Source organism: Bradyrhizobium sp. WSM2254 (assembly GCF_000472645.1).
Classification (GTDB): Bacteria; Pseudomonadota; Alphaproteobacteria; order Rhizobiales; family Xanthobacteraceae; genus Bradyrhizobium; species Bradyrhizobium niftali.
The window spans coordinates 98,532-123,010 of record NZ_AXAB01000001.1 but is presented as its reverse complement, the minus strand read 5'-3'; the positions used below and the strand labels follow the sequence as shown (position 1 = coordinate 123,010).

Annotated in this window: 19 protein-coding genes; 6 read left to right on the top strand and 13 right to left on the bottom strand. The window is 65.4% G+C overall.

The features are described 5' to 3' along the window. Window positions 1–7 precede the first annotated feature (7 nt). The 4 genes from pcaG to pcaF all read right to left on the bottom strand — a co-directional run bounded on the left by pcaG (window position 8) and on the right by pcaF (window position 3,659). Complete coding sequence (pcaG, locus tag A3M7_RS0100570) at window positions 8–610, bottom strand: protocatechuate 3,4-dioxygenase subunit alpha (RefSeq protein ID WP_084301446.1); 603 nt, start codon at window positions 608–610, stop codon at window positions 8–10. Continuing rightward, entirely contained in the window at window positions 611–1,312 is a 702-nt protein-coding gene (gene pcaH, locus A3M7_RS0100565) for a protocatechuate 3,4-dioxygenase subunit beta (RefSeq protein WP_027542156.1), read from the bottom strand. 127 nt (window positions 1,313–1,439) lie between these two features. Further along, window positions 1,440–2,333: a dioxygenase gene (locus A3M7_RS0100560; RefSeq protein ID WP_027542155.1), complete on the bottom strand. Its 894-nt coding sequence runs from the start codon at window positions 2,331–2,333 to the stop codon at window positions 1,440–1,442. 117 nt (window positions 2,334–2,450) lie between these two features. Beyond that, the gene (gene pcaF / locus A3M7_RS0100555; protein ID WP_027542154.1) at window positions 2,451–3,659 is read right to left on the bottom strand and encodes a 3-oxoadipyl-CoA thiolase; all 1,209 of its coding nucleotides are present in this window, start codon (window positions 3,657–3,659) and stop codon (window positions 2,451–2,453) included. Between the two features lie 325 nt (window positions 3,660–3,984). Here pcaF and mutS point away from each other — a divergent pair, with 325 nt between their 5' ends. Continuing rightward, window positions 3,985–6,723, top strand: coding sequence for a DNA mismatch repair protein MutS (mutS, locus tag A3M7_RS0100550; protein ID WP_027542153.1), 2,739 nt, complete (start codon window positions 3,985–3,987; stop codon window positions 6,721–6,723). A gap of 198 nt (window positions 6,724–6,921) precedes the next feature. Here mutS and A3M7_RS0100545 read toward each other — a convergent pair whose 3' ends face one another. The 7 genes from A3M7_RS0100545 to A3M7_RS0100515 all read right to left on the bottom strand — a co-directional run bounded on the left by A3M7_RS0100545 (window position 6,922) and on the right by A3M7_RS0100515 (window position 14,258). Further along, on the bottom strand, window positions 6,922–8,598 hold the full coding sequence (locus A3M7_RS0100545; protein WP_027542152.1) for a PAS domain-containing methyl-accepting chemotaxis protein: 1,677 nt from the start codon (window positions 8,596–8,598) through the stop codon (window positions 6,922–6,924). A gap of 456 nt (window positions 8,599–9,054) precedes the next feature. Further along, window positions 9,055–9,768: a GrlR family regulatory protein gene (locus A3M7_RS0100540; protein WP_305728051.1), complete on the bottom strand. Its 714-nt coding sequence runs from the start codon at window positions 9,766–9,768 to the stop codon at window positions 9,055–9,057. A 121-nt stretch (window positions 9,769–9,889) separates the two neighbouring features. Then, on the bottom strand, window positions 9,890–10,687 hold the full coding sequence (locus A3M7_RS0100535) for a hypothetical protein (RefSeq protein WP_027542150.1): 798 nt from the start codon (window positions 10,685–10,687) through the stop codon (window positions 9,890–9,892). 168 nt (window positions 10,688–10,855) lie between these two features. After that, the gene (locus A3M7_RS0100530) at window positions 10,856–11,365 is read right to left on the bottom strand and encodes an OsmC family protein (RefSeq protein ID WP_027542149.1); all 510 of its coding nucleotides are present in this window, start codon (window positions 11,363–11,365) and stop codon (window positions 10,856–10,858) included. Window positions 11,366–11,420: 55 nt separating this feature from the next. After that, window positions 11,421–12,206, bottom strand: coding sequence for an ABC transporter ATP-binding protein (locus tag A3M7_RS0100525; RefSeq protein WP_027542148.1), 786 nt, complete (start codon window positions 12,204–12,206; stop codon window positions 11,421–11,423). Window positions 12,207–12,210: 4 nt separating this feature from the next. Next, window positions 12,211–13,056, bottom strand: coding sequence for an ABC transporter permease (locus tag A3M7_RS0100520; protein WP_027542147.1), 846 nt, complete (start codon window positions 13,054–13,056; stop codon window positions 12,211–12,213). A gap of 230 nt (window positions 13,057–13,286) precedes the next feature. Next, a complete protein-coding gene (locus A3M7_RS0100515; RefSeq protein WP_027542146.1) occupies window positions 13,287–14,258 on the bottom strand; it encodes an aliphatic sulfonate ABC transporter substrate-binding protein in 972 nt (323 codons plus the stop codon). A gap of 188 nt (window positions 14,259–14,446) precedes the next feature. Between A3M7_RS0100515 and A3M7_RS0100510 the strand changes: the two genes are divergently transcribed. After that, the gene (locus A3M7_RS0100510; RefSeq protein ID WP_027542145.1) at window positions 14,447–17,236 is read left to right on the top strand and encodes a [protein-PII] uridylyltransferase; all 2,790 of its coding nucleotides are present in this window, start codon (window positions 14,447–14,449) and stop codon (window positions 17,234–17,236) included. A 159-nt stretch (window positions 17,237–17,395) separates the two neighbouring features. On the opposite strand, the gene A3M7_RS0100505 is transcribed toward A3M7_RS0100510, so the two are convergent. After that, a complete protein-coding gene (locus tag A3M7_RS0100505) occupies window positions 17,396–17,926 on the bottom strand; it encodes a methylated-DNA--[protein]-cysteine S-methyltransferase (protein ID WP_027542144.1) in 531 nt (176 codons plus the stop codon). Window positions 17,927–17,964: 38 nt separating this feature from the next. On the opposite strand from A3M7_RS0100505, the gene A3M7_RS0100500 reads away from it, so the two are divergent. The 3 genes from A3M7_RS0100500 (at window position 17,965) to A3M7_RS0100490 (ending at window position 21,277) form a co-directional block, all read left to right on the top strand. Further along, window positions 17,965–18,378 carry a DUF1304 domain-containing protein gene (locus tag A3M7_RS0100500; RefSeq protein ID WP_049823155.1) on the top strand — a complete coding sequence of 138 codons (414 nt, stop codon included), beginning with the start codon at window positions 17,965–17,967 and terminating at the stop codon, window positions 18,376–18,378. Window positions 18,379–18,539: 161 nt separating this feature from the next. Then, window positions 18,540–19,766 carry an ABC transporter substrate-binding protein gene (locus A3M7_RS0100495; protein WP_027542142.1) on the top strand — a complete coding sequence of 409 codons (1,227 nt, stop codon included), beginning with the start codon at window positions 18,540–18,542 and terminating at the stop codon, window positions 19,764–19,766. 284 nt (window positions 19,767–20,050) lie between these two features. Continuing rightward, window positions 20,051–21,277, top strand: a complete 1,227-nt coding sequence (locus tag A3M7_RS0100490) for an ABC transporter substrate-binding protein (protein ID WP_027542141.1) — start codon at window positions 20,051–20,053, stop codon at window positions 21,275–21,277. 137 nt (window positions 21,278–21,414) lie between these two features. Here A3M7_RS0100490 and A3M7_RS0100480 read toward each other — a convergent pair whose 3' ends face one another. Then, a complete protein-coding gene (locus tag A3M7_RS0100480) occupies window positions 21,415–21,840 on the bottom strand; it encodes a DUF1330 domain-containing protein (protein WP_027542140.1) in 426 nt (141 codons plus the stop codon). A gap of 179 nt (window positions 21,841–22,019) precedes the next feature. Here A3M7_RS0100480 and A3M7_RS0100475 point away from each other — a divergent pair, with 179 nt between their 5' ends. Continuing rightward, entirely contained in the window at window positions 22,020–24,233 is a 2,214-nt protein-coding gene (locus A3M7_RS0100475; protein ID WP_027542139.1) for a transglycosylase domain-containing protein, read from the top strand. Window positions 24,234–24,479: the final 246 nt, after the last annotated feature.

Here is a 24,479-nt window from a genome sequence, read left to right as displayed (position 1 = left end):
TTTGGCTTCAGACGTCGAAGAACACCGTCTCGTCGTCGCCCTGCAAACGCAGGTCGAGGCGATAGACGGCCTTGCCGGCCTCGCGCGTCGCGATCAGCGTGGCGCGGCGCTCGACGGGCACCAGCGCCAGCACGGGATCGGCGACGTTGCCGGCCTCGTCGCTGAAATAGATCCGGGTGTAGAGATGCCGCAGCATGCCGCGGCCGAACACCGCAAGGAGGATATGCGGCGCCTGCGGCTTGCCGTCGGGATCGGGCACCGCGCCCGGCTTGACGGTGTCGAAGGCATAATTGCCGTCCTTGTCGGTACCGCAGCGGGCGAAGCCGCGGAAGCTGGCATTCGGCAGCGCGCGCTTGTCCTGCGGATCGGAGAAGCGGCCTTGGGCATCCGCCTGCCAGATCTCCAGCATGCAATCCGGCACGGCGACGCCGTCGCCGTCGAACACGCGGCCCTCGATGCGGACACGATCGCCCGTGACGTCGGGCGTCAGCGTCGAGTTGGTGAACGCGTCGTTCCACGCATAGTCACCGGTCGGCGTCAGCCCGTATTTGAAGAACGGACCGACCGTCTGCGATGGCGTGATCCCGTTGTCCTTCACGTTGTCCTGCACTTAATGGTTCTCCATTGGCGTGGCGTTCTTGCCGCGCAGCACGATGTTGAAGCGGTAGCACAGCGCCCATTCGGGCTGGGTGTTCTCGAGATCGAACGACGAGACCATCCGCGCGCGTGCCTTCTCGTCCGGCACCGAATTGAAGATCGGATCGAACGGGAACAGCGGATCGGCCGGAAAGTACATCTGCGTCACCAGCCGCGTGACGAAGGAGTGACCGAACACCGAGAGATGGATGTGCGCGGGACGCCAGGCGTTGTGGTGATTGCCCCAGGGATAGGCGCCGGGCTTGATGGTGACGAAGCGGTAGTAGCCGGCGGCATCGCTCTGGGTGCGGCCTGCGCCGGTGAAGTTCGGATCGAGCGGCGCCGGATGCTGGTCGCGGACATGGACGTAGCGGCCGCAGGAATTGGCCTGCCAGATCTCGACCAGAGAGTTCGGCACGCCGCGGCCGTCCTCGTCGAGCACATGGCCGTGCACGATGATGCGCTCGCCGATCGGCTCGCCGCTGTGCTGGGTGGTGAGATCGTTGTCGCCCTCGCGCACGGTTTCGTGGCCGTAGACCGGGCCGGTCAATTCCGACAGCGTGTGGCGCATCGGGATCAAGGGCTTGTTCGGGGCACGCTTGACCGAGCTTTTATACTCGGGCGACAGCGGCAGCGGATGCGCCTTGTTGCTGTCGACGGGATAGATGAATGTCATTGGCGAACTCCTCCCCGGCCATTTTAGTCCGGCCGGTCAACGCTTCCGCCAATCATTATAGGATATAACTAATTGTGGGAAGCGAGTTTGGCAGCCTCTCTGGGCCAGCGCATGGCACAGACGCGCCCTATTTGATCGGCGGACGCGGCAGCACGGCTTCACCGGCCTCGAGCCGGTAGGTGTGGTCGAGCGAATACCAGGGCGTCGCGACGTCGGGCGCGGCCGGATGCGGCGTATCGTGGCGCAGGAACTTGCCGATCAGCGCCTGCGTCACCCCGAACTGCACGTCGCTGTCGATATGCGGGTCGGCGGGGTCGTAGACCTGCGAGATCAGCACCTTGAATCCGGGCTTGAAGATCAGGGCGTGCAGATGCGCGGGGCGATAGGGGTGCCGGCTCTGCGCCTTCAGCAGGCGGCCGACCACACCATTGGTCGGAATGGGATAGCCCACCATCATCACCGAACGGAAGGCGAAGCGTCCGTCCTGGTCGGTCGTGAACTTGCCGCGCAGGTTCATGTCCGCCTGCTCGGGGTCCTGGTTCTCGTAGAGGCCGACCGGCGAGGCGTGCCAGACATCGACCTCCGCGCCAGCGACAGGACGGTCGTCCTTGTCCACGACGCGGCCGCTGACGAACAGCGGCGCACCCGGGGTCTCGGAGCGGACGATCGATCCGCCATTCTCGACCCGCGGCGAATTCAACCGCCAGAACGGTCCGAGCAGCGACTGGTCGGTTTCCGTATTGCCCTGATCGCCATTGTTGAGCAGGCACACCAGCGGCGAGACGCCGAGCGAGCCCGCCATCAGCACGACTTCGTTGTGCGTGTCGGTCGTCAGCCTGCCGAGCTCGGCCACGATCGCGGTGGCGTCGCGGAACTCCGCCTCGGTCAGGCTGATATCGCGCACGAATGCGTGCAGGTGCTTGACCAGTGAGACCATGATCTGGCGAAGCCGCGGATCGGACGTCCGCTCCATCACCGCCAGTGCCGCGGCCGTGACGTCCTGCTCGCGCTCGATGATCATGGAACAGTCCCTTCCCTCGTCATTCCGGGGCGATGCGAAGCATCGAACCCGGAATCTCGAGATCCCGGGTTCGGTGCAAGCGCACCGCCCCGGGATGACGGTCCACTGCGTGGACCGTCAATTCAGCTTCTCGATCGCCACGGCAACGCCCTGACCGACGCCGACGCACATGGTGGCGAGCGCGAGCTTGCCGCCGCGCTTCTCCATGCCGTGCACGGCGGTGAGCGCCAGGCGGGCGCCGCTCATGCCGAGGGGATGGCCGAGCGCGATGGCGCCGCCATGCGGATTGACGAAATCGGCATCGTCGGCAACGCCGAGCTGGCGCATGCAGGCGATGCCCTGCGAGGCGAAGGCCTCGTTGAGCTCGATCAGGTCGAAATCGCTGATCTTCTTGCCGAGCCGCTCCATCAGCTTGCGGGTCGCCGGCACGGGCCCAATGCCCATGATGCGCGGCGGCACGCCGGCCGAGGCGAGGCCGAGGATGCGGGCGCGCGGCGTCAGGCCGTGCTTCTTCACGGCGGCTTCGGAGGCCAGGATCATCGCGGCGGCACCGTCATTGACGCCGGAGGCGTTGCCGGCGGTCACCGTACCGGGATTGCGCACGATCGGCTTCAGCTTGGCGAGGCCCTCCAGCGTGGTCTCGGGGCGCGGATGCTCGTCCTTGTCGACCGTGATCGGACCGGCCTTGCCGCCGGGAATGGTGATCGGCGTGATCTCTTCGGCAAAATAGCCGGCTGCGATCGCGGCGCCCGCGCGCTGCTGCGAGCGGATGGCGAAGGCGTCCTGGTCGGCGCGCGAGACCTGGAACTCCTCGGCGACGTTCTCGCCGGTCTCGGGCATCGCATCGACGCCGTACTGCGCCTTCAGCAACGGGTTGATGAAACGCCAGCCGATGGTGGTGTCGAAGATCTCGGCCGAGCGAGAGAAAGCTTCCTGCGCCTTGCCCATCACGAACGGCGCGCGGGTCATGGATTCAACACCGCCGGCAATCGCAAGCTCGATCTCGCCGGAGCGGATGGCGCGGCCGGCCGCCCCGACCGCATCGAGGCCGGAGGCGCAGAGCCGGTTCAGGGTCTGGCCGGGAACCGAGTCCGGGAGGCCTGCGAGCAGCAGCGCCATGCGCGCGACGTTGCGGTTGTCCTCGCCGGCCTGGTTGGCGCAGCCGAAGAAGACTTCGTCCACCTGTGCCCAATCGAGATTGGGATGCTTGGCCATCAGCGCCTTGATCGGGGCCGCAGCGAGGTCGTCGGCGCGCACCTTGGCGAGTGACCCGCCGAAACGGCCGATCGGGGTCCGCACGGCATCGCAGATAAAGACGTCACGCATCGTTGTTCTCCCTGAATGCCGCGATCCGGCCCAAATTCTTCAATGTCGGCGGAGTTTTAGGAGGGCGCCCGCGGCAGGTCAATTGACGGTTTCGCGGGTGATGCATGTGAAACCCCAGCCGTCATTCCGGGGCGCCCGAAGGGCGAGCCCGGAATCCATAACCACCAATCGGGATTATGGATTCCGGGCCTGCGCCTGTCGGCGCATCCCGGAATGACGATGAGAATGTGGCAGCTCCTCGCCCAGTGCGGACAACGTGGAAAACCTCCCCTCCCCGGCCAAAGCGATAGGAGCGCGGGACGAAATTTTGTAGGTTGCGCCGCCCATGACGATGCAACAGCCCATTCCCGCGCCAGACCCTGAACCCACGCCCGCGCCGCAGGCGGAAGCCGCCGCGCGGGTCACGCCGATGATGGAACAGTACCTTGAAATAAAGGCGGCGCATCAGGGCCTGCTGCTGTTCTACCGGATGGGCGACTTCTACGAGCTGTTCTTCGAGGACGCCGAGATCGCCTCGAAGACGCTCGGCATCGTGCTGACCAAGCGCGGCAAGCACCAGGGCGCGGACATCCCGATGTGCGGCGTGCCGGTCGAACGCTCCGAGGATTATCTCCACCGCCTGATCTCGGCCGGCCACCGGGTCGCAGTCTGTGAGCAGACCGAGGATCCCGCCGCCGCGAAAGCGCGCGGCAACAAGAGCGTGGTGCGCCGCGGCGTGGTGCGCCTGGTCACGCCGGGCACGCTGACCGAGGACACGCTGCTCGATGCGCGCGCCAACAATTACCTGCTGGCGATCGCGCGCGCCCGCTCGTCTTCCGGAGGCGATCGCTTCGGGCTTGCCTGGATCGACATCTCGACCGCCGAATTCATGGTGACGGAATGTTCGGGCGGCGAGCTCGCCGCGACGCTGGCGCGGATCAATCCGAACGAGGCGATCGTCACCGACGCGCTCTACAACGACAACGAGCTCGGGCAGACCCTGCGCGAACTGCCGGCGGTGACGCCGCTGACCCGCGACGTCTTCGACGGCGCCACCGCCGAGAAGCGGCTGTGCGACTATTTTGCGGTCGCGACCATGGATGGGCTCGCGCAGCTGACCCGGCTCGAAGCCACGGCCGCGGCTGCCGCCGTCACCTATGTCGACCGCACCCAAGTCGGCAAGCACCCGCCGCTGTCGCCGCCCGCGCGCGAAGCCTCGGGCGCGACCATGGCGATCGATCCCGCTACGCGCGCCAATCTCGAGCTGACGCGGACGCTCGCCGGCGAGCGCCGCGGCTCGCTGCTGGATGCGATCGACTGCACCGTGACCTCGGCGGGGTCGCGCCTGCTGGCGCAGCGTCTGGCGGCGCCGCTGACGGATGCGCCGGCGATCGCGCGGCGGCTCGATGCGGTCGGCGCCTTCGTTGCCGATTCCGCCGCGCGCGAAGACATCCGCAGCATCCTGCGCGGCGCGCCCGACATGTCGCGGGCGCTGGCCCGTCTCTCGGTCGGCCGCGGCGGACCGCGCGACCTCGCCGGCCTGCGCGATGGCATCATCGCCGCCGACCAGGTGCTGGCGCGGCTCGGCGAACTCGACCAGCCGCCACAGGAGATCGCAGCGGTGATGGCGGCGCTGACGCGACCATCGCGCGAGCTCGCGGCCGAGTTTGCGACGGCGCTCGACGAGCAACTGCCGCTGATCAAGCGCGACGGCGGCTTCGTTCGCCAGGGCTATGAGCCCGCGCTCGACGAAGCCCGGAACCTGCGCGACGCCTCGCGCCTCGTGGTCGCCTCGATGCAGGCGCGCTACGCCGACGACACCGGCGTCAAGGGCCTCAAGATCCGCCACAACAACGTGCTCGGCTATTTCGTCGAGGTGACCGCGCAGCACGGCGACAAGCTGATGTCGGCGCCGCTCAACGCCACCTTCATCCATCGCCAGACACTGGCGGGCCAGGTGCGCTTCACGACGTCGGAGCTCGGGGAGATCGAGGCCAAGATCGCCAATGCCGGCGACCGCGCGCTCGGGCTCGAGCTCGAGATTTTCGAGCGGCTCTGCGCCAAGGCGCTGGAGATCAGCGACGACTTGCGAGCCGCGGCGCAGGGTTTCGCGCTGCTCGACGTTGCAACGTCGCTGGCGAAGCTCGCCGTCGACGAGAACTATGTGCGGCCGGAGGTGGATTCATCGCTCGGTTTCGCCATCGAGGCCGGCCGCCATCCCGTCGTCGAGCAGGCGCTCAAGCGCAACGGCGAGCCGTTCATCGCCAATGCCTGCGACCTGTCGCCAAGCCCTGCGCAAAAGTCCGGCCAGCTCTGGCTGCTGACCGGTCCCAACATGGCCGGCAAGTCGACCTTCCTGCGCCAGAATGCGCTGATCGCCCTGCTCGCGCAGATCGGCAGCTTCGTGCCGGCCACGCGCGCCCGCATCGGCATCATCGACCGCCTGTTCTCGCGCGTCGGCGCCGCCGACGATCTCGCCCGCGGCCGTTCCACCTTCATGGTGGAGATGGTCGAGACCGCGGCGATCCTGAACCAGGCCGGCGAGCGGGCGCTCGTCATCCTCGACGAGATCGGCCGCGGCACCGCGACCTTCGACGGTCTCTCGATCGCCTGGGCCGCGATCGAGCATCTGCACGAGAGCAACCGCTGCCGCACGCTGTTCGCCACGCATTATCACGAGCTGACCGCGCTCTCGGCCAAGCTGCCGCGAATGTTCAACGCCACGGTGCGGGTGAAGGAATGGCAGGGCAACGTCGTGTTCCTGCACGAGGTGCTGCCGGGCTCGGCCGACCGCTCCTACGGCATCCAGGTAGCGAAACTCGCCGGCCTGCCGCCGGCCGTGATCACGCGCGCCAAATCGGTGCTGGCGAAGCTCGAGGCGCAGGACCGCGGCCAGACCGCGCGGGCCCTCGCCGACGATCTGCCGTTGTTCGCCGTGCCCTCACGCGCCGCCGCAGAGGCCGCGCCGCCGAGCGAGGCGGAGCTGCTGATGGACGCGGTGAAGGCGTTGCATCCCGACGAGATGTCGCCGCGCGAGGCGCTCGATGCGCTGTATGCGTTGAAAGCCACGCTGCCGAAGCAATGACGGTGCCGTAGGGTGGGTTAGCCGAAGGCGTAACCCACCGCTTCTGTCACCGCAGCCGTAGCCCGGATGAGCGAAGCGATATCCGGGACACCTGATCCCGCATGTCGCTTCGCTCATGCGGGCTACGATACTTTTGTCGCAGCGAGAAGCTGGTGGGTTACGCTGCGCTAACCCACCCTACGCATCCGAACGTTTGGCCTACGCCCGCGCCGCGATCGCCGCCGCTTCCGCCGCGGCACGCTGCATGCTGGTCGACATCTCGTTCGTGACCGTGCTCTGCTCCTCGACGGCCGCGGCGGTCGATGTCACGTATTCGCTGACATTGTTGATCGCCTGCTTGATCGAGCCGAGCGCGCTGACGACGTCGCCGGAGATGCCGTTGAGACTGCCGATCTCCTGGCCGATCTTGTCGGTCGCCTGCTTGGCCTGGTTGGCGAGGCTCTTCACCTCGGAGGCGACCACGGCAAAGCCGCGGCCGGCTTCGCCGGCGCGGGCGGATTCGATCGTTGCGTTGAGCGCGAGCAGGTTGATCTGCCCGGTGATGCTGTTGATCATCTCGACGATGCCACTCATCGCCTGCGCGGCCTCGGTGAGGCGCTGAGCCTGGGCGTCGGCGGCGGCGACCTGATCCACCGCGCTCAACGCGGTTTCGCGCGACTTGGTCATCGCTTCGGAAATTTCCCGCACCGAGGCATTGAGCTCCTCCGAACCCGCGGCGACCGATTCCATCATGCCGCGAACCCGTTCATTGCCCATGCGGACAAGCACCTGCTTGGTGGTGTCGGTGGCATATTTCACGACCTTGAACGGCTTGCCGTTGAGATCGAGGATCGGATTGTAGGACGCCTGGATATAGACTTCCTTGCCGCCCTTGCCGATGCGCTTGTATTCGGCCGCCTGGTACTGGCCGCGGTTGAGCGCGGCCCAGAAGTCACGATAGGCCGCGCTATCACGCTCGGACGGCTCGACGAACATGCCGTGATGCTTGCCCTTGATCTCGGCCAGCGAATAGCCGAGCGCGCCGAGGAAATTGCCGTTGGCGGTGATGATCGTGCCGTCCATGTTGAACTCGATCACCGCTTGCGCCTTGTCGATCGCCGCGATCTGACCGGCGAGATCGGCGTTCTTCAGCTTCTCCGCGGTGACGTCGGTTGCGAACTTGACGACGCCGAACGGCTTGCCGTTCTCGTCGAGCAGGGGATTGTAGGAGGCGAGAATCCAGACCTCGCGCCCGCCCTTGCCGATGCGCTTGAACTCGCCGGCCTGGTATTCGCCGCGGTTGAGCTTGGCCCAGAATTCGCGATAGGCGCCGCCGTCACGCTCGGACTGAGCCACGAACAGGCTGTGGTGCTTGCCCTCGATCTCGGCCAGCGAATAGCCGAGCGCCTTGCAGAAATTCTCGTTGGCCGTGACGACGGTGCCGTCGAGCTTGAACTCGATCACGGCCTGGGCGCGGCTGATGGCGGACACCTTGGAGGCTTCCGTCATGGCGCGAATCTTCTTGGCGGTGATGTCGGTCGCGATCTTCACGACCTTGACCGGCTTGCCGTCGCCGCCGAGCACGGGGTTGTACGACGCCTCGATCCAGATCTCGCGGCCGCCCTTTGCGATCCGCTTGAACTCGGTCGCCTGGAACTGGCCGCTATTCAGCGCGGCCCAGAACGCCTTGTAGGCGGCGCTATCGCGCTGATCGGCCGGCACGAACATCGAGTGGTGCTTGCCCTTGATCTCCTCCAGCCCATAACCCAGCGCTTTCAGGAAGTTTTCATTCGCGGTGAGAATGGTGCCGTCCATCGCGAACTCGATCACCGCCTGCGAACGGCTGATGGCGTCGAGCTGCGCCTGGGCATTGCCTTGGGGATTACGACCAAACATCAAAACATCTCCAGAATGGATCGCATGGTGCCGCAGCGCAGCACGCCTCAGACAGGCGAGCCGACGCTCTCGGACAGACCGGGCGTTCGAGTATGACTAGCTGTGAACTATGTGGGTTCGTTCACGCGTACAGGGGACCCACTTCGATGCCGATTTCCGCCCAAACGCGGAAGCGACAGCCGACAAGTATCTTTACGGTGAATGCACCAAATTTAGATTAATGCACCTATCGGAATCGGGCGGCCCATCTCAGAAGAAATACGGAGTACTGGAGCCGAGAATGGCCGGCGGAAGGAGCGGAGAAACGCGAATTAGCAACGATCGAATCGATACTTAGCAACGTCGGGACATGACGGGATGCGGTCCCGCGCCCGCATTTCCGCGAGACTACTGTCCAGGATGCTGACCCATCAACGCAACGCCTTCCGTCGCCCGTTCCACCACAGCTCGCGGCCGTCAGCGGCCCGCCCCGGCAAACGGCTCGATCAGCTTCAAGGTGGCGGCGAGGCGGATGCTGCGCTTGCCGGCGAGCGCGGTCGCTTCCATTTCGGCGCCCTTGTCATCGCAGTGGCCGGAGAAGCCGATGCCCACCTCATAGCCACCGAACAAGGGATGCTCGCTCTTCGCCGGCGTGTGTTCCTGATTGACGAATTCGCCTTTCCAGCGCCCGTTCGCCGAAGAATAGGCGCCGAGATAATAGAAGAAGGCATCGCCGCCGAGGATGCGGCCGTAGCGCAGCAACATCACGCCGGTATGGCCACCGGCAATTCCATCCAGCATCCGGATGTCGATCGAATAGAGTCCGCTGACGATGCCGCCCTCGCCGACCGCACCGGGCGGGGGAACGTCATCGTCGCTGAGCGGCGTCATCACGGCGCGAAACACCGAGGCGTCCTCGACCACTTCTCCCTCGAAGCGGCAGAGCTTGCCCTGCTGTCGACCGCGAATGCTGATTGTGACGGCGTCGGAACTGACCAGCGACCTGTGCTGCAGCGACCGGCTGTGGCGCTTCGTCCGGAGCCTGGCGACGATTTCGCCGTCTACAATCTCGTAGGTGCCGAAGTGGGCGAAGGCCGTGTTGCCGCCAAGCATTTTCCCGGCATGGGCGTACAGAACGCTGCGGCCGGAGCCGTCGTTGATATCGTATTCGACCTTGTACAATCCCTCCATCACACGCCCGATCTTGCTCTGTTCCTATCTTAGCGGGTCAGCCAGCCCCCGTAACTATCTATCCTGACCCAGGGCTGAGGTCCCAGGCGTAGCGTACCTCGCCTTGCGAAGCGCGGCGCGGCTAATGCACCGCCCTTTTCCGTCGCCCCATCCGCCACAGCGTCAGGTTCCAGCCGATGCAGGTGGCGAGTGCACAACTCAAGCCGACCGCCAAGCCGAACTGCGTGACGGCGACGTTCAGCACCGCGATCGCCATGCCGAATCCGAGCAGGCCCCAGGCGGAGTTGGCGAGCACGGCGGCGGTCGGTGGACCGCCGATGCGTGGATGCAGGATCAGCATGATACTGGAGAACACCACCGGATACAGCGCGATGATACCGCTGATGCGGGGGCCGACCCAGCCCGACGTCGAAACCACGATGGCGACGAGGATCGCGACCAGCGCAGCACGCATGGGGACGTCGTACCAGCGCCGTGTCACCAGCGGCATCTTCGCGTGGCGATAGCCTGCAAGCAGCGGAATGCAGATGCCGAATGCGATCAGATTGGCGGCAAGCCCGGCGGTGAGCGACCAGTCGAACTGGCGGATGATCGAGGCCAGCACGATCCACACCGCGACGGCGCTGCCGCAACTCACCGTGAGATTGTGCCGCTGCGACAGCACGACATAGGTGAGGCACATGAAGATGGTCGCCGCATTCACCGGCAGGCTCGCCAGCGCGCCCTGCGCGATGAAGCCGGCGTCATGGTCGATGGCAAGAAAGACGTAGGACGGACCGGCCGAGACCGGCAGGGTCGCGATCAGTGCGCCGATCACGGGACCCGATCGCTCGGTGATGATCGAGGCCGTCACGACGAACGCCGCCGCGATCGCCATGCGCAGGAGGAGGAAGAGGATGAAGTGGAGGTCGGGGGACATTCTGTCTGTCATTCCGGGGCGCGCGAAGCGCGAGCCCGGAATCCATAACCACAGGCCGTAGTGGTTTAAGAGCTGGAGCAACGACCGTCCGAAATCACGACGGCCTGGGGTTATGGGTTCCCGCCTACGCGGGAACGACACCATCTGTGGAGTAGCGGCTTTCGCTACTCACATCCGCTGCATCGACACCGACACCTTCGGGCCGTTCTTGATGGTCTGGTAGACCACGCAATAGCGCTCGGTGAGCTTGAGCAGGAGATCGAGCTTGTCCTGCGGCGCCGGCGTGTCGACCTCGAAGCGGAGACGGATCTCGGCGAAGCCGACCGGCGTCTCCTTGTCGACGCCGAGCGTGCCGCGGAAATCGAGATCGCCCTCGGCATAGACGTTGCCGGTCTTGAGCGGCACCTCGATCGCGGTCGCGACCGATTTCAGCGTGACGCCGGCGCAGGCGACCAGCGCCTCGAGCAGCATGTCGCCGGAGCAGAGTTCGAGGCCGGAGCCGCCGGTGGCCGGATGCAGGCCGGCAAGCGCGATGGCGCGGCCGGTCTCGACCTTGCAGGCGATGCCATCGCTGTCGGTCGAGCCCTTCGCCTTCAACGTGATCAGCGCGGTCTTGGGATCGGTCTTGTAGCGTTCCTTGATCGGGGCCTGCATCTGGCGCAGTTGGGCAGCGTCCATCTTCGTTCTCTCCCGGAAAAATCGCCTCTCGATGTACCGGCTTGGGGAGAGATTGTCACCACCACATGGCCTGACCGGGACCCAGGGTTGCGTCACGGTCGGGCACGCTGCGGTCGAGCGAACGGTCGAGTGACGTCAGCACACTTCGCTTGAAGTTCTCGAACAGCGGCGAATTGCGGTCGCGCGGCCGCCCGAGATTGATCTCGATCTGGTCGAACAAGCGCCCCGGCCGCGGCCGCATCACCAGCACGCGATCGGCCAGCACCACGGCCTCGTCGACGTCATGTGTGACGAGGATCAAGGTCGGGCGCGTGTCGGCCCAGAGATCGAGCAGATGATCCTGGAGATCCCTGCGGGTGAAAGCGTCGAGCGCGGAGAACGGCTCGTCGAGCAAGAGCACCTCGGGCTGCGGCACCAGCGCGCGGGCGATCGCGACGCGCTGCGCCTGCCCGCCGGAGAGCTCGCGCGGCCAGGCCTGCGCCTTGTCGGCGAGCCCGACGCGCGCGAGCGCGCGCGCCACCTTCTCGCGCCGCTCGGCCGCGGGCAGATCGGCAAGGCCAAAGCCGATATTGTCGGCGACGCTGAGCCAGGGCAAAAGCCGCGGCTCCTGGAAGATGATGCCGATCTTGGCATGGGGCGAACTGATCGCCTCGTCGTCGAGCGTTACCGTGCCCGAGGAGGCGCGGTCGAGGCCGGCGATGGCGCGCAGCAGCGTGGACTTGCCGCAGCCGGAGCCGCCGATGATGGCGACGATCTCGCCCTGCCTGATCTCGGCGGAGAAGCGCGCCAGCGCCTCGACGCCGTTGGGATAGGTCTTGCCGACCCGGTCGAGCGCCAGCATCGCGTTACGCTCCCCCGGCGCGCCCGAAGGCGTCCTGCCAGCGCAGGAAGGGCGCGGACCCGACCTCGATCAGCCAGTCCGTGAGCTTGCCGAGGATGGCGAAGATCACGATGGCGGCGAGAATCTGCGCGGGCTTGCCGAGCTGCTGGCCGTCGAGCAGGAGATAGCCGAGGCCTTCGGAGGCGCCGATCAATTCGGCCGCCACCACGAACATCCAGCCGAGACCGAGGCCGACGCGCAAGGAGACGACATAGGCCGGCAGCACTGCGGGCAGCAGGATGCGGCGGATCATCGCCGGGCCGGACAGGCGGAAGGTGCGGCCGACCTCGACGATCTTGCGATCGACCGAGAGGATCGCGCCCATGACGCCGAGATAGACCGGGAAGAACACGCCGACCGCGATCAGCGCGATCTTCGAGGTCTCGAAGATGCCGAGCCAGAGGATGAACAGCGGCACCCAGGCCAGCGAGGGTATCGCGCGCAGCGCCTGCACGGTCGGATCGAGCAGCCGGCGCGCCAGCGACCAATAGCCTGAGATCGCCCCGAGCACCGTGCCGGCGACGACGCCGAACGCGAAGCCGAGGCCGACGCGCCACAGCGTCGCGGCGATGTGACGGACGAGTTCGCCGGAGCGGGCGAGATCAGCGATGGTGACAAAGACGCGCGAGGGCGGCGGCACCAGCCGGCCGTTGGACCAGCCAGACCACACCACGAGCTCCCAGCCGAGCGCGAGCGCAAGCGGCAACAGCACACCCAGCACCGGCCGCGCGTAACGCGCGACGCGCGAGGGCGCGGCGGCGCTCTCGGCCGTATCAGAAGATCGTTGCAAGGCAGGCGCGTCGGTGATCATGGCCGGTAGGAAGCGTGTCTGGTCAGGGAATGCAACACTACTATTGCCGCGCTTTCTTGCGTCGTCCCCGCGAAGGCGGGGACCCATAACCACAGGGAGACGTGGTTACGGGGACTCGGAGTTACCGCTTTCGCGCCAAACCACTCCCTGTGGTTATGGGTCCCGGGTTCGCTTCGCGCCCCGGGACGACGGCGGAGTATGTTGCTTGCGCGTGCCTCTTCCGCGCCAAACTAATTCGTCGGCAGCGGGACCTGGTCGTCGATCAGCGCATCCAGCGTCGCCTTCACGTCGACCTTGGCGTCGACGACGCCTGCCTGCTGCAACGCCAGGCCCGCGGCGAGGATCGACTCGCGCTGGGGCGCACCGGTGCGGCTATGCGTCAGCTCGGTGCGTTCCTTGAGCTGCTTGTCGACGACGGCCTCGGGAAGCTTGGTCACGGCGATGAAGGTCTTCTTGAGATCGTCGTAGTTCGCCAACGAATATTTGCGCGCCTCTTCGTAAGTTGCGAGCACGCGGCGGGCGATGTCCGGATAGTCCTTCAGGAACTGCTCGCGCACATTGAGGATGCCCCAGGTGTTGGCGTCGGCCTTGCGGTAGAACAGCTTGGCGCCTTCCTCCACCTCGGCCTGCGCCATCATCGGATCGAGCCCGGCCCAGGCATCGACATCGCCGCGGATCAGCGCGGTCTTGCCGTCGGCGTGCTGGAGCAGCACCGGCGTGATGTCCTTCTCGGTGAGGCCGGCACCAAGCAGCGCGCGCACCAGGAAGATGTGCGGATCGGTGCCGCGCGTCACCGCGACGCGCTTGCCCTTGAGATCCGCAACGCTTGCGATCTTGGACTCCTTGCCCGTCACCAGCGCGGTCCATTCGGGACGCGAATAGACGTAGATCGACTTGATCGGGTTGCCGTTGATCTTCGCCACCAGCGCCGCCGAGCCCGCGGTCGAGCCGAAATCGATCGAGCCGGCATTGAGGAATTCGAGCGCCTTGTTGGAGCCGGCCGACTGCACCCAGGTGATGGTGATGCCGTCCTTGGCGAACTCCTTCTCCAGCAGCCCCTTCTGCTTCAGGACCAGCGACACCGGGTTGTAGGTCGCCCAGTCGATGCGGATTTCCTTGAGCGGATCGGCCGCCCGCGCGGCGGGGGTCATGGCGAGCGCCATTGCTGCCGCCAACAGAATGCGTCGTGTCACCTTGGTCATGCCCGGCCTCCTCAAAAACTTCATTGTTTTTCAATGAGTTATATCTAGAGGTCAACGAGAAAATCCCACCCTTGAAGGCGGGTCGCCCGAGAACAACTTTGCCCGATGCCGGGCTTTTCAAGCATGGAACGACTATTGCCAGCGAATGGCGGGTGACAGCGCCTGTCACCTCTTATATCCGATGAGGCATGGACAGCGTCACGACACAGCACAAGCAAGAGGTGGACGATCGCTTCGACACCGCGCGGATTACCGCCGCGGTCGATGCGCTTGCCGAAAAGCACCACGGACGCGAGGACGCGTTCCGCACCGCCATGGCGCAATTGCTCAAGGCCGAGCTGATCGCGGCGCGCGCCGCCGCACAGGCGATCCTGCTGAAGGACCGCCATGGCCGTCGCTGCGCCGAGCGGCTGTGCCATGTGCAGGACGAGATCATCCGCATCCTCTATTCGGCGGCGACCCGCCATCTCTACCGCTCGCCGATCCCGAGCGGCGCCGAGCGCATGGCGGTGGTGGCGACGGGCGGCTATGGCCGCGGCCTGATGGCACCGGAATCGGACATCGATCTGCTCTTCATCCTGCCCTACAAGCAGACGGCCTGGGGCGAGCAGGTCGCCGAGGCGATCCTCTATTGCCTCTGGGACATGGGGCTGAAGGTCGGACACGCCACGCGCTCGGTCGACGAATCGATCCGGCAGGCGCGCGGCGACATGACGATCCGCACCGCGATCCTGGAGACGCGCTTCCTGACCGGCGACCAGCCGCTCTATGACGAGCTGGTCGAACGCTTCGACAAGGAAGTGGTGCAGGGCACCGCGTCCGAATTCGTCACTGCAAAGCTCGCCGAGCGCGAGGAGCGGCACCGCCGCGGCGGCCAGTCGCGCTACCTGGTCGAACCCAACGTCAAGGACGGCAAGGGCGCCTTGCGCGACCTGCACACGCTGTTCTGGATCGCCAAATACGTCTACCGCGTCCGCGATACCGACGAGCTGGTCGAGCGCGGCGTGTTCGACGCGCAGGAATATCGCAGCTTCCGCCGCTGCGCCGATTTCCTCTGGTCGGTGCGCTGCAATCTGCATTTCTACTGCGGCCGCGCCGAGGAGCGCCTCTCCTTCGACCTCCAGCGCGAGATCGCGATCCGGCTCGGCTACACCTCGCATCCCGGCATGCAGGACGTCGAGCGGTTCATGAAGCACTACTTCCTGGTCGCCAAGGAAGTCGGCAATCTCACCGCCATTCTCTGCGCCAAGCTCGAGGACCAGCAGGCCAAGCCCGCGCCGGTCTTGAGCCGAATGATGGCGCGGCTGCGCCCGACTCCGGTCAAGCGACGCGTCCCCGACAGCGACGACTTCATCGTCGACAACAACCGCATCAACGTCGCCGCGCCCGACGTCTTCAAGCACGATCCGGTCAACCTGATCCGCATCTTCCGCCTGGCGCAGAAGAACAACCTCGCCTTCCACCCGGATGCGATGCGCGACGTGACGCGCTCGCTCGGCCTGATCAACGCCCAGCTTCGCGAGAACCCCGAAGCCAACCGCCTGTTCATGGAGATCCTGACCTCCGACAACGCCGAGATCGTGCTGCGGCGCATGAACGAGACCGGCGTGCTCGGCCATTTCATCCGCGCCTTCGGCAAGATCGTCTCGATGATGCAGTTCAACATGTATCATCACTACACCGTCGACGAGCATCTGATCCGCTGCATCGGCTTCCTCCAGGACATCGAGCGGGGCGGCATCGAGGAGTTCGCGCTGGCGAGCGACCTGATGCGCAAGTCCCGGCCCGAGCACCGCTCCGTGATCTACATCGCCACGCTCTTGCACGACGTCGCCAAGGGCCGGCCGGAGGATCACTCGATCGCAGGCGCCAAGGTCGCGCGGCGGCTGTGCCCGCGGCTCGGCTTCAGCGCGGCCGACACCGAGCTCGTGGCCTGGCTGATCGAGGAGCATCTGACCATGTCCACGGTCGCGCAGTCGCGCGACCTGTCGGATCGCAAGACCATCGAGAATTTCGCCGCCGTGGTGCAGTCGGTCGAGCAGATGAAGCTGCTGACGATCCTCACCACCGCCGACATCCGCGGCGTCGGTCCCGGCGTCTGGAACGGCTGGAAGGCGCAGCTGTTGCGCTCGCTTTATTATGAGACCGAGCCGGTGCTGACCGGCGGCTTCTCGGAGGTCGATCGGGGAAAACGCCTCGTGGCCGCACATGCCGAATTCCGCATGGCCTTCGCCGAATGGCCGGCGGACGAGCTCGATGCCTATATCGCCCGGCACTACCCGGCCTACTGGCTCAAGGTCGAGCTGCCGCGCAAGATCCGCCACGCCCGCTTCGTCCGCTCCAGCGAGCAGGCCGGCCACAAGCTCGCGATCAATGTCGGCTTCGACGAAGTGCGCGGCGTCACCGAGCTGACCATCTTCGCCGCCGACCATCCCTGGCTGCTGTCGATCATCGCGGGCGCCTGCGCCTCCGCCGGCGCCAACATCGTCGACGCCCAGATCTACACCACGACCGACGGCCGCGCGCTCGACACGATCTCGATCTCCCGGGAATACGACCGCGACGAGGACGAGGGACGGCGTGCCACCCGGATCGGCGAGATGATCGAGGACGTGCTCGAAGGCAAGCTGCGCCTGCCCGAGGTGGTGGCGCGGCGCACCGTGCGCAGCAAGGCGCGGCCCTTCGTGATCGAGCCGGAAGTGACCATCAACAACCAGTGGTCCGACCGCTACACCGTGATCGAGGTGTCCGGTCTCGACCGGCCCGGCCTGCTCTACGAGCTCACCACCGCGATCTCGAAGCTCAACCTCAACATCGCCTCCGCCCACGTCGCGACCTTCGGCGAGCGCGCGCGCGACGTGTTCTACGTCACCGACCTGCTCGGCGCGCAGATCAACGCGCCGACCCGGCAGTCCGCGATCAAGAGCGCGCTGACCCATGTGATGGCCGCCGACAAGGCGGTTCAACCGGCGGCGTGAGGTCGGTCGCGCCCCTCTCTCCCCTCGTCATTCCGGGGCGCGCGTAGCGCGAACCCGGAATCCATTCATCCGCGGAGTCGGTGGCGCGATGGATTCCGGGCTCGCCGCTGCGCGGCGCCCCGGAATGACGAGGAGAGAGAGGTTGCGCGCGCTAAGCCTTCAAACCTCCACCCCCTCATGCCGCAGCAGCCAGCGCTTGCGCTCCAGCCCACCGCCGTATTTCACCAGCGAGCCGTCGGCGCCGATCAGGCGATGACAGGGCAGCACGACGCTGATCGGGTTGGAGCCGTTGGCATGGCCGACGGCGCGAATGGCCTTGGGCATGTCGATCCCAGCGGCGAGCGCGCCGTAACTCATCGTGGTGCCGGCGGGGATCTTGGCAAGCGCGGTCCAGACCTTTTGCTGGAACGGTGTGCCGGCGATGCGCCATGCGATGGCTGAAAGCCTTCCGAGATCGCCGGCGAAGTAATCCGACAGCGCGGCCTTCATCGCTGCCGGCGCGGAGCGCTCGCTCAAATCCACCGCGCCGTAATGCAGGCGCAGCAGCTCGCGCATGCGGTGCTCGTAGTCGTCCCAGTCGAGCGCGCGCAGGGCGCCCTCGGCATCAGTGACGAGCAGAGCGGTTCCGATCGGCGTTGCCAGGCGATCGAGGCCGAAACTCTCGGGCGGAGATGTTGATCGACCGGCCATTGCGACACCATCAATTCGGAACAGGCATCGCAATTGCCATGCCGGACGTGCTACCGTCCACCCGAAAGCTGACGCTGGGGGAGCTCAACTTGATCCTGATCGCCAATATACTGGTGGCGCTGGTCGCCGCACTGCACGCCTACTTTCTGATCCTGGAGATGTTCCTCTGGGACAAGCCGCAGGGCTTGAAGGTCTTTCGCAATACGCCGGAGAAGGCCGCGATCACGAAGGTGATGGCTGCCAATCAGGGCCTCTATAACGGCTTCCTCGCCGCCGGCCTGATCTGGGGCTTGCTTCACGGCAACCCGGCCTTCGCATTCCAGATCAAGGCGTTCTTCCTGCTCTGCGTGATCGTGGCCGGCGCCTATGGCGCGGCGACCGTCAGCACGCGCATCCTGATCGTGCAGGCGCTGCCGGCGGCCATCGCGCTGGTGGCATTGTTCCTGGCCTAAGACTGCTGGTTAATATCCCTGGCCTGAGACGCTACGGCGCAGCGCCGCGATCCTTGCGCGGCGGCGAACGTTCCTCCACACTCCTCGGCAGCGATGGCGACCGTTGCAATCAACGGAAAAAGACCGTCGGCCGGAAATTCCGTCAGGAGGAACAACCCAACATGAGCAATCGCAGAGCCTTCATAACTGCCACGGCGGCGCTCGCCTTCGCGTTCTCCGCCAGCCAAGCCCTCGCCCAGAAGAAGTATGACACCGGCGCGAGCGACACCGAGATCAAGATCGGCCAGACCGTGCCGTTCTCCGGCGCCTATTCCGTCTATGCCAATATCGGCAAGACCCAGGCCGCCTACTTCAAGATGATCAACGATCAGGGCGGCATCAACGGCCGCAAGATCAATTTGATCCAGTACGACGATGCCTATTCGCCGCCGAAGACGGTCGAGCAGGTGCGCAAGCTGGTCGAAGGCGACGAAGTGCTGTTCACCTTCCAGATCATCGGTACGGCCGCGAACGCCGCCGTGCAGAAATATCTCAACAGCAAGAAGATCCCGCAGCTGCTGGCCTCGACCGGCGCCGCACGCTTCAACGATCCGCAGAACTATCCCTGGACCATCGCCTACAATCCCAACTACGTGTCCGAGGGACGCATCTACGCCAAGTACATTCTCGCCAATCACCCCAACGCCAAGATCGGCGTGCTCTACCAGAACGACGACATGGGCCGCGACTATCTCGCCGGCCTCAAGAGCGGCCTCGGCGACAAGGCCGCCGGCATGATCGTCGGCGAGGTGTCCTACGAGGTCACCGACCCGACCGTCGATTCGCAGGTGGTCAAGCTGAAGTCGCTCGGCGCCGATCTCTTCTACGATGCCTCGACGCCGAAGTTCGCGGCGCAGGCCATCAAGAAGGTGGCCGAGCTCGGCTGGACGCCGGTGCACATCCTCGACATCAATGCGAGTCCGATCTCGGCGACGCTGAAGCCGGCCGGCCTCGACATTTCCAAGGGCATCATCTCGACCCAATACGGCAAGGAGCCGAGTGACCCGCAGTGGAAGGACGATCCGGGCGTGAAGGCCTTCTTCGCCTTCATGGACAAGTATTTCCCCGAAGGCGACAAGCTCAACACGGTCAACACCTATGCTTATTCGGTCGCCGAGTTGCTGACGCAGGTGCTGAAACAGTGCGGCGACGACCTGTCGCGTGAGAACGTGATGAAGCAGGTCGCCAACATCAAGGACTTCACCCCGAGCTTCGCGCTGCCCGGCATCAAGATCAACACCGGACCGAACGACTACCGCGTCAACAAGCAGATGCAGATGATGAAGTTCAACGGCGAGCGCTGGGAGCTGTTCGGCCCGATCATCGAGGACAACGGCCCGGCAGGCTAGCGACACAAACGGTTTCGTAGGGTGGGTTAGCCGAGCAGATGCGCGAAGCGAATCTGCTCGGCGTAACCCATCACTGGCTCTATCCGCGGTGACAGAAGTGGTTGGTTACGCCTAGCGGACTGCGCTTCGCGCAGCCGCCAAGCTAACCCACCCTACGAACTGCGGTGCGCGCCCCACCTTGCGTTGCAGTTACCCCTCCTCCACTATCGCCCTCAGCGGTGACGTCCGGTGTGCAAGAGCGCACGGGATCGATCATCGGCAATAACAAGCTGAGGAAATTGCGAATGAGGAATGGAATGCTGCATCTGGCCACGGCAACGGCGCTGACTCTGGCGCTGTCGGTCTCTGCGGCCAATGCCCAGAAGAAATACGATCCGGGCGCCAGCGACACCGAGATCAAGGTCGGCCAGACTGTGCCGTTCTCGGGACCGGCGTCGGCCTATGCGTCGATCGGCAAGACCCAGGCCGCCTATTTCAAGATGATCAACGACCAGGGCGGCATCAACGGCCGCAAGATCAATCTGATTCAATACGACGATGCCTATTCGCCGCCGAAAGCAGTGGAGCAGGTGCGCAAGCTGGTCGAGAGCGACGAGGTGCTGCTGACGTTCCAGATCATCGGCACGCCCTCGAACGCGGCCGTGCAGAAATATCTCAACTCCAAGAAGGTGCCGCAGCTGTTCGCGGCCACCGGCGCCTCGAAGTTCACGGACCCCAAGAACTTCCCGTGGACCATGGGCTACAACCCGAACTATTTCGTCGAAGGCCGCATCTATGGCCAATACATCCTGAAGGAGCATCCGAACGCCAAGATCGGCGTGCTCTTTCAGAACGACGACCTCGGCAAGGACTATCTGAACGGCATCAAGGCCGGCCTCGGCGACAAGGCCGCCAAGATGATCGTGACCGAAGCGTCCTACGAGGTCTCCGACCCGACCATCGATTCGCAGATCCTCAAGATCAAGGATGCCGGCGCCGACCTGTTCTTCAGCGCCACCACGCCGAAGCAGGCCGCGCAGGCGATCAAGAAGATCGCCGAGATCGGCTGGCATCCGGTGCAGATCGTCGACATCAACGCCACCTCGGTCGGCGCGGTGATGAAGCCCGCCGGTCTCGACGCCGCCAAGGGCGTGATCAGCGTCAACTACGGCAAGGATCCGCTCGATCCGACCTGGAAGGATGATGCCGGCATGAAGAAATATTTCGACTTCATGGCGAAGTACTATCCGGACGGCGACAAGGATTCGAACTTCAACGTGTATGGCTATGGCACCGCCCAGCTTCTTGCCCATGTGCTGCAGCAGTGCGGCGACAACCTGACGCGCGAGAACGTCATGAAGCAGGCCGCGTCGCTGAAGGACGTGGTCGGTGACACCGCCTTGCCCGGCATCAAGGCCAACACCTCGCCGACCGACTACCGCGTCAACAAGCAGCTTCAGATGATGAAGTTCAATGGCGAGCGCTGGGAGCTGTTCGGCCCGATCCTGGAGGATGCGGGTCCGGCGGGTTAGTGGTTGAAAACAACTGCCTCAACGACGTCATGCCCGGGCTTGTCCCGGGCATCCACGTTCTTGGGGCGACAAAGGAAGTCGTGGATGGCCGGGTCAAGCCCGGCCATGACGATGGAGAGAGATTCGCCCGACGGCGTTCACGCCGGCACCTCCCCAAAATTCTTCCCCACCGGCAGCACCGCGTGCCGGATCAGCCGCGAATCCTCTACGGCGGCCTGACGGTGCTTCACCGCCTCGCGGTAGACGGGATCGCGGATCATCTCGACGAAGGCGGCGACGCTTGGGTATTCGGCGATGAAGCAGTGGTCCCAGCGCTCCTCCTGCGGGCCGATCAGCATCAGCTCGAACCTGCCCTGCCAGACGATGCGGCCGCCGAGGCGTTCGAACACCGGGCCGCTCTCGCGGCCATAGGCCGCATAGGCCTCCGCGCCGCTCACCTTGCGGCCGTCCGGATAGGCGGCGTCCTTGCGCAAGCGCACCAGATTGAGCATGTGGATCGGGCCCGGGCGGTCGTTGTCCCGGAATTGCGCAAAAATCTCCTTGGTCGGATCGATGTGGCCCATAGGTACTCCCTCGCGTGTTCCCTCTTGTTTTGTGGCGGCGATCCTAGCTTCACCGTCCGATGAGCGGAACTGCGGCCGGCGAATGCCGCACCTCCTAATCGCGCGTTAACGTCTGGGTAACCGGGCCTTAAACAGCGACCGCTAGCGTGCGGCGGGGCGGACTGACCGGGCGTTTGCGTATGGCGTGGGGAAAGAAAAAGGGTGGGCGGAAGGAGCCGCTGTTCGGCTTGCCCGCGGCGCTCGCCGACCTGCGCCTGACCGCGGCCGACCGCGTCCCGGGCGGCGAGGACAAGCCGAAGAAGTCCACGAAATCATCCGCCAAGAGCAAAGCTGAGGATTCCACCGACGAGCCGCCGCGCGAGCGGAAGGCATCGGCCGGCCGCAGCGGCGCCAAGCGCCGGTCGAAGTCGCGCATCGGCGCCAGCATTGGCCGCCTGGTCTATTGGGGCGCGGTGCTGGGCCTGTGGGGCGCGATCGCCGTGATCGGCGTCGTGGTCTGGGTCGGCGCCCATCTGCCGCCGATCCAGTCGCTGGAGATTCCCAAGCGTCCACCGACGATCCAGATCGTCGGCATCGACGGCAGCATGCTGGCGCAGCGCGGCGAGATGGCCGGCGCCAATATCGCGCTGAAGGATCTGCCGCCATACCTGCCCAAGGCCTTCATCGCCATCGAGGACCGCCGCTTCTATTCGCATTTCGGCATCGATCCCGTCGGCATCCTGCGCGCGCTCGTCACCAACGTGCTCCATCGCGGCGTGTCGCAGGGCGGCTCGACGCTGACGCAGCAGCTCGCGAAGAACCTGTTCCTGACCCAGGAGCGCACCATGCAGCGCAAGCTGCAGGAGGCGGAGCTCGCGATCTGGCTGGAGCGCAAGCATTCCAAGAACGAGATCCTGGAGCTCTATCTCAACCGCGTCTATTTCGGCTCGGGCGCCTACGGCGTCGAGGCCGCCGCGCAGCGCTATTTCGGCAAGTCGGCGAAGAACGTGACCATCGCAGAAGCCGCGATGCTGGCCGGCCTCGTCAAATCGCCCTCGCGGCTTGCGCCGAACCGGAACCCGGAAGGCGCGGAAGCGCGCGCGCAGATCGTGCTCACGGCGATGGCGGATGCAAAGTTCATCACCGACGCGCAGGCGCAGGCCTCGATCGGCCATCCCTCCTACAACGTGAAGCCGGTCGGTGCCGGCACGGTCAATTACGTCGCCGACTGGATCGGCGAGGTGCTGGACGACCTCGTCGGCCAGATCGACGAGAGCATCAAGGTCGAGACCACGATCGATCCGAAGCTGCAGGGCGTGGCGGAAGCCGCCATCATCGACGAGCTCGCGGCCAAGAGCGTGAAGTTCAATGTCAGCCAGGGCGCGCTGGTGGCGATGACGCCCGACGGCGCCGTGCGCGCCTTGGTCGGCGGGCGGAACTATTCCGAGAGCCAGTACAACCGCGCGGTCACCGCCAAGCGCCAGCCGGGCTCCTCGTTCAAGCCGTTCGTGTACCTGACCGCGCTCGAGCAGGGCCTGACGCCCGATACCATGCGACAGGACGCGCCGATCGAGGTCAAGGGCTGGAGACCTGAGAACTACACCCATGAATATTTCGGGGCGGTGACGCTGACCCAGGCGCTGGCGATGTCGCTTAACACGGTCGCGATCCGCCTCGGCCTCGAGGTCGGGCCGAAGAACGTGGTGCGCACCGCGCACCGGCTCGGCATCTCCTCCAAGCTGGAGCCCAACGCCTCGATCGCGCTCGGCACCTCCGAGGTCTCGGTCGTCGAGCTGGTCGGCGCCTATGCGCCGTTCGCCAATGGCGGCTTCACGGTGACGCCGCATGTCGTCACGCGGATCAGGACGCTCAGTGGCAAGCTGCTCTACATGCGCCAGGCGGACGAGCGCAACCAGGTGATCGACCCGCGCTATGTCGGCATGATGAACACGATGATGCGGGAGACGCTGATATCAGGCACCGCCAAGAAGGCGGAGATCCCGGGCTGGCCGGCGGCCGGCAAGACCGGCACCAGCCAGGATTACCGCGACGCCTGGTTCATCGGCTACACCGCCAACCTCGTCACCGGCGTCTGGCTCGGCAATGACGACAACTCGCCGACCAAGAAGGCCACCGGCGGCGGCCTGCCGGTGGAAGTCTGGTCGCGCTTCATGCGCACCGCGCACGAGGGCGTGCAGGTGGCGAACCTACCAAGTTCGCCGGGTGGCTGGGGTCTGTCGAACCTCGCGCAGGCGGCATCGCAAGTGTCGCCGCCGACGGCGGCCGCGCCCGGACCCGCACCGGCGAACAATGGCGGCTATCGCCCGCCCCCCACGCGCGCCAATGCGCGGCCGGAAGCCGCCGCAGGACTCGATGGCTGGCTGATGGACCGGCTGTTTGGCGGGAACCGATAGCTTCGTCGTGAGGTCGCCATGCCTCAAAACAAAAACTGCGAAAACAACCCCATGCACAGTAGCCGGTGATTGCCGGCGCGATGCGCGGCGGATTGGAAAAAGCGCTTGATGCAGAGAGGCAAATCAGGCTTGCCGCGCAATCTTCTCTGCGCAGGACAAGAATCTCGCAAATCGCTCTTGATGCCGCCCCGCTCTCTGCTGTCATTCCCCGCGAAGGCGGGGAGTTGTTAGGCTCTCGCCCACCTT

Coding starts and splice junctions, on each gene's coding strand:
- A3M7_RS0100475 (WP_027542139.1), top strand. CDS start 22,020: ATGGCGTGGGGAAAGAAAAAGGGTGGGCGGAAGGAGCCGCTGTTCGGC.
- A3M7_RS0100515 (WP_027542146.1), bottom strand. CDS start 14,258: ATGACCAAGGTGACACGACGCATTCTGTTGGCGGCAGCAATGGCGCTC.
- A3M7_RS0100480 (WP_027542140.1), bottom strand. CDS start 21,840: ATGGGCCACATCGATCCGACCAAGGAGATTTTTGCGCAATTCCGGGAC.
- A3M7_RS0100530 (WP_027542149.1), bottom strand. CDS start 11,365: ATGGACGCTGCCCAACTGCGCCAGATGCAGGCCCCGATCAAGGAACGC.
- A3M7_RS0100500 (WP_049823155.1), top strand. CDS start 17,965: ATGCCGGACGTGCTACCGTCCACCCGAAAGCTGACGCTGGGGGAGCTC.
- A3M7_RS0100540 (WP_305728051.1), bottom strand. CDS start 9,768: ATGGAGGGATTGTACAAGGTCGAATACGATATCAACGACGGCTCCGGC.
- A3M7_RS0100490 (WP_027542141.1), top strand. CDS start 20,051: ATGAGGAATGGAATGCTGCATCTGGCCACGGCAACGGCGCTGACTCTG.
- A3M7_RS0100510 (WP_027542145.1), top strand. CDS start 14,447: ATGGACAGCGTCACGACACAGCACAAGCAAGAGGTGGACGATCGCTTC.
- A3M7_RS0100525 (WP_027542148.1), bottom strand. CDS start 12,206: ATGCTGGCGCTCGACCGGGTCGGCAAGACCTATCCCAACGGCGTCGAG.
- A3M7_RS0100545 (WP_027542152.1), bottom strand. CDS start 8,598: ATGTTTGGTCGTAATCCCCAAGGCAATGCCCAGGCGCAGCTCGACGCC.
- A3M7_RS0100495 (WP_027542142.1), top strand. CDS start 18,540: ATGAGCAATCGCAGAGCCTTCATAACTGCCACGGCGGCGCTCGCCTTC.
- pcaF (WP_027542154.1), bottom strand. CDS start 3,659: ATGCGTGACGTCTTTATCTGCGATGCCGTGCGGACCCCGATCGGCCGT.
- A3M7_RS0100505 (WP_027542144.1), bottom strand. CDS start 17,926: ATGGCCGGTCGATCAACATCTCCGCCCGAGAGTTTCGGCCTCGATCGC.
- pcaH (WP_027542156.1), bottom strand. CDS start 1,312: ATGACATTCATCTATCCCGTCGACAGCAACAAGGCGCATCCGCTGCCG.
- A3M7_RS0100535 (WP_027542150.1), bottom strand. CDS start 10,687: ATGTCCCCCGACCTCCACTTCATCCTCTTCCTCCTCCTGCGCATGGCG.
- A3M7_RS0100520 (WP_027542147.1), bottom strand. CDS start 13,056: ATGATCACCGACGCGCCTGCCTTGCAACGATCTTCTGATACGGCCGAG.
- mutS (WP_027542153.1), top strand. CDS start 3,985: ATGACGATGCAACAGCCCATTCCCGCGCCAGACCCTGAACCCACGCCC.
- A3M7_RS0100560 (WP_027542155.1), bottom strand. CDS start 2,333: ATGATCATCGAGCGCGAGCAGGACGTCACGGCCGCGGCACTGGCGGTG.